The sequence below is a fragment of the Kitasatospora sp. NPDC048545 genome, assembly GCF_040651155.1.
In the GTDB taxonomy this organism is placed as follows: Bacteria; Actinomycetota; Actinomycetes; order Streptomycetales; family Streptomycetaceae; genus Kitasatospora.
In genome coordinates, this window is record NZ_JBEZIQ010000141.1 from 1 (window position 1) to 3793 (window position 3793).

At 74.7% G+C, this 3793-nt stretch carries 4 protein-coding genes; all 4 read left to right on the forward strand.

Annotated features, from left to right (window positions below; translation table 11 throughout):
- The first annotated feature begins 167 nt into the window (after nt 1–167).
- A complete protein-coding gene (locus tag AB0D10_RS45925; protein WP_360268962.1) occupies nt 168–896 on the forward strand; it encodes a peptidase inhibitor family I36 protein in 729 nt (242 codons plus the stop codon).
- Nucleotides 897–909: 13 nt separating this feature from the next.
- On the forward strand, nt 910–2406 hold the full coding sequence (locus tag AB0D10_RS45930) for a phosphodiester glycosidase family protein (RefSeq protein ID WP_360268964.1): 1497 nt from the start codon (nt 910–912) through the stop codon (nt 2404–2406).
- A 180-nt stretch (nt 2407–2586) separates the two neighbouring features.
- Nucleotides 2587–3117, forward strand: coding sequence for a GNAT family protein (locus AB0D10_RS45935; RefSeq protein ID WP_360268967.1), 531 nt, complete (start codon nt 2587–2589; stop codon nt 3115–3117).
- Nucleotides 3114–3793: aminoglycoside phosphotransferase family protein (locus AB0D10_RS45940; protein ID WP_360268970.1), on the forward strand; the 680-nt coding region annotated here is incomplete at its 3' end. The genes AB0D10_RS45935 and AB0D10_RS45940, both read left to right, overlap by 4 nt.

Below are 3793 nucleotides of genomic sequence, written 5' to 3' on the forward strand. Positions count from 1 at the left end.
ACTCCCCCACGTTCTTCCGATGTGCCAGGCTCGCGGACTACAACACCGACGTCCCGGCGACGACCGGTCCCTGACCGGTCGGACGGGCGCGGACCGGGCGGCCCGCACGGCCGCCCGGTCCGCGCTCCCCACCACCCACCACTTCCACTCCGAGGGGGACCTCCACCGTGAGGAAACACCTTCCGCGCGCCGTCCTGGGCCTGCTGCTCGTGGCGCTCGTGATCGCCGTCCTGCCCGGCTCCCGGGCCACCGCCGCGAGCTGGACCAGCCACTGCGCCGCCGGCGGCTTCTGCCTCTACGACCAGGACGCAGGCCGGGGCGCCGAACTCGCCGGCGACCCCCGGGTCCCGGTCCAGGGCGTCGACCCCGCCTGGAACGACCGGGCCCGCTCGGTGGACAACCAGTCCCCCTACTGGGCCTGCCTCTACGCCGACGCCGCCTACGGCGGCACCGTCCAGGCCGTCCGCCCCGGCGGCCAGGCCACCCTCGCCGACCTCGGCACCCACCTGGACGGCAGGGTCAGCTCCTTCAAGGGCGCCAAGTCCAAGGCCGGCTGCTTCACGGGCTACGAGCGCTGCGAGACCGGGCGGCTCTGCCTGTTCGCGGAGGAGAGCGGCCGCGGCGCGATGACCTCCTTCGGCGAGGACGAGGTCCGCGACTTCGGCGCCGACTGGAACGACCGGACGGTCTCCGTCTTCAACCACACCGCCAAGCACGCCTGCTTCTACCCGGACGGCGGGCTCACCGGCACCTGGAGCGCCAACGGCTCCACCTACCGGGCGTTCGTCGTGCTCAGCGGCGACAGCACCTTCGTCCCCGCACCGTACGCCGGAACGCTCAGCTCCGACCGTCTGGTCGTCGCCGCCAACGGCCGCCCCGCCACTGACTTCTGCTGACCCGGGAGACCTCGTGAAGCACACCCTCGTGCGGCGCGCCGCCGCGATCCGTACCGCGACCGCCCTCGGCCTGGCCGCCTCCGTCCTCGCAGTCCCGGGCAGCGGCCTGGCCGGCGCGGCGGACACCGACATCGTCCTCGGCGGCATCACCCTCGCCCGGACCTCCGCCACCACGCCGTTCCCCGGGATCACCCGCACCGTCTACCAGGACGCCGACGGGATGTGGACGGTCAACGTCATGGACATCGACCCGAGCCGGGCGCCGATCACCTTCGACGGCTCGATCGGCCAGGGCATGTACACCACGCAGACCGTCCAGGAGATGCTGGAGCAGACCACCGGGGTGACCAGCCGGCGCCCGTACCTCGGGGTCAACGGCGGCTACTTCGACGACGGCGTCGTCCTGGACAAGGCGAACAGGATCTACCTCGGCGACCTCGGCGGCACCTCGATGAAGAACGGGCGGCTGCTCAGCGAGGCCGGCGGGGGCCGCTACGCCTACGACCCCGCCACCGGCAAGGCCGTCGGACTGCGCCCGGCCAACTCCGTGCTCATGCTGCAGAACGGCCGCCCGTACATCACCGAGCTCGCCACCAAGCTCACCGTGCGGCTCTCCGACGACGCCACCGTCAGCCGCAAGGTCGACGGCGTCAACCGGCTCCCCGGCCGGGCCGGCCACTGCCTGCGCAACACCGACCCCGCCAACACGGACGTGACGGTCGTCGGCGGCGTCTGCTTCGACCCGTCGGAGATCGTCGAGTTCACCCCCGAGTTCGGGGCGAGGACGCCGGCTCCCGACGCGCTCGGGCAGACGAGCACCACCACCGACGACGACCCGGGCGTCGAGGTGCTGTTCAACTCGGCGGGTGTGGCCACCTCCTGCTTCCACCCCGGCGCCACCCCAGGCGGCATCGTCTCCGACGCCCCGCGCGGCGGCCACGACGTGCCGCCTGGCGGGCGGGCCCTGGAGGGCACGGGCGACGGCGCGACGTGGCTCTGGGACAACGCCTGCGCCGGCAAGCCGGTCACCCTGCACACGGTGGTCACCGACACCCGCTTCGGCGACACCGTCGCCGACACCTGGTTCGGCCGCGCCCCGGTCGGCGCGGTGGAGCAGCCGATCGACCCGGCGCTCTACGCCACGCCCGTCGGCGACGTCCTGATCCGCGACGCCTCGGTCGTCTACCAGGTGGCCGACGACACCGCGAGGGCCTGGCGCACCGCCGGCGGGGCGGACGGCTTCGGCCACCTCTTCTTCGTCACCGTCGAGGGGAAGAAGGGCGACCCGGCCGCCCTCGCCGCCGGCGCCACCCGCAGCGAGTTCGCCCAGGTGCTCAAGGCGCTCGACCTGGTCGACGCCGTCAACATGGACGGCGGCGGCTCGACCACCCTCAACCTGCGCGACCAGAACGGCAACGAACCGCCCGTCACCACCACCACCGACTCCTCCCCCCGCCACGTCGCCGACACCGTCTACGCGGGCGTCGGCGGCTACGGTCTCGCCAAGTAGAAGGGCACAGGACCGCGGAGCGGCCCCGCGCCGAGCCGGTCGGCGCGGGGCCGCTCGGCCATCCGGGCGCTGTCCCCACGCAGCGGACGGGTCGGCGGCGCCGTCGACGACCACCAGGTGCTCGCCGCAGGTGCGGAAATCCGGTGGCCGCGGACCGGCCGACCGTGTAAGCAATGTGACATGCTACTTGGTACTCACATCACCCTCCGGGCCCGGCACGAGGCCGACGTCCCCGTGCTCCAGAATGAACTCTTCGACGACGTGGCGACCCGTTCGCGGGCCGACTCCCGGCCCTGGCGGCCCCTTCCCCCGGGGTCGGCGCAGTCTCCGTACGCGGTCACCGGGCCGTCCGAGGAGGCCGCCTGCTTCTCCGTGGTCGAGACGGCCTCCGGCGAGCTGGCCGGGGAGGCCCTGCTGTGGGGCATCGACGCCCACAACCGCAGCGCCCACGTGGGCGTCGCCCTCCGGCCGGGCCACCGGGGGCGTGGGCTCGCGGCGGACGTCCTGCGGGTGCTCGGCCACTACGCCTTCCCGGTGTTGGGCCTGCGCCGGCTGCAGTTGGAGACGCTCGCCGACAACACCCCGATGCTCCGGGCCGCCGCCACGGCCGGTTTCACCGTCGAGGGCCGGCTGCGCGACGCGGCCTGGGCGGGCGGCCGGTTCGAGGACCAGCTGGTGCTCGGGCTGCTCGCCGAGGAGTGGCGGGGGTGAGCCGGCCGCTGCGGCACGGGTACACCAACAGCACCACCGGCGACGGCCGGACGGTGGTGAAGCGGTACCGGGGGCCGGACGCCGAGGTGCGGGCGGCCCGCGAGCAGCGGGCGCTGACGCGACTTCACGGACGGCTGCCGGTACCGCCGCTGCTCGCCGCGGAGGCCGGCGCCGTCACGCTGGGCCACCTGCCCGGGGTGCCCGCCCAGGACCTGCTGGCCGCCGGACACGGGCCGCAGGTCCTGGCCGCCTGCGGGCGGGTGCTGCGCCGGCTGCAGGAGATCGGTCCCGGCGTGGTCGAGGACGGCCCGGCCGTCGCGGGGTCGGTGCTGGTGCACGGGGACTTCGGGCCCCACAACCTGCTGCTGGACCCGGACACCTTCGCGGTCACCGGGCTGGTGGACTGGGAGTTCACCCACCCGGGAGACCCGGTCGAGGACCTCGCCTGGTGCGAGTGGACCGTCCGCACGCACCACCCCGACCGGGCCGGGGCGCTCGGCGAGCTGTTCCGCGCGTACGGCCGCCCGGTCCCGCCGTGGCCGCGGCGGCGGGCCGCCATGCTCGCCTCGTGCGCGCGGCTGGAGGAGTTCTGCCGCCGGCGGGACGCGGACGGGCCTGCGGTGCGGCAGTGGCGGGAGCGCGCCCGCGCCACCGCCGACTGGCCGGAGCAGCCGCC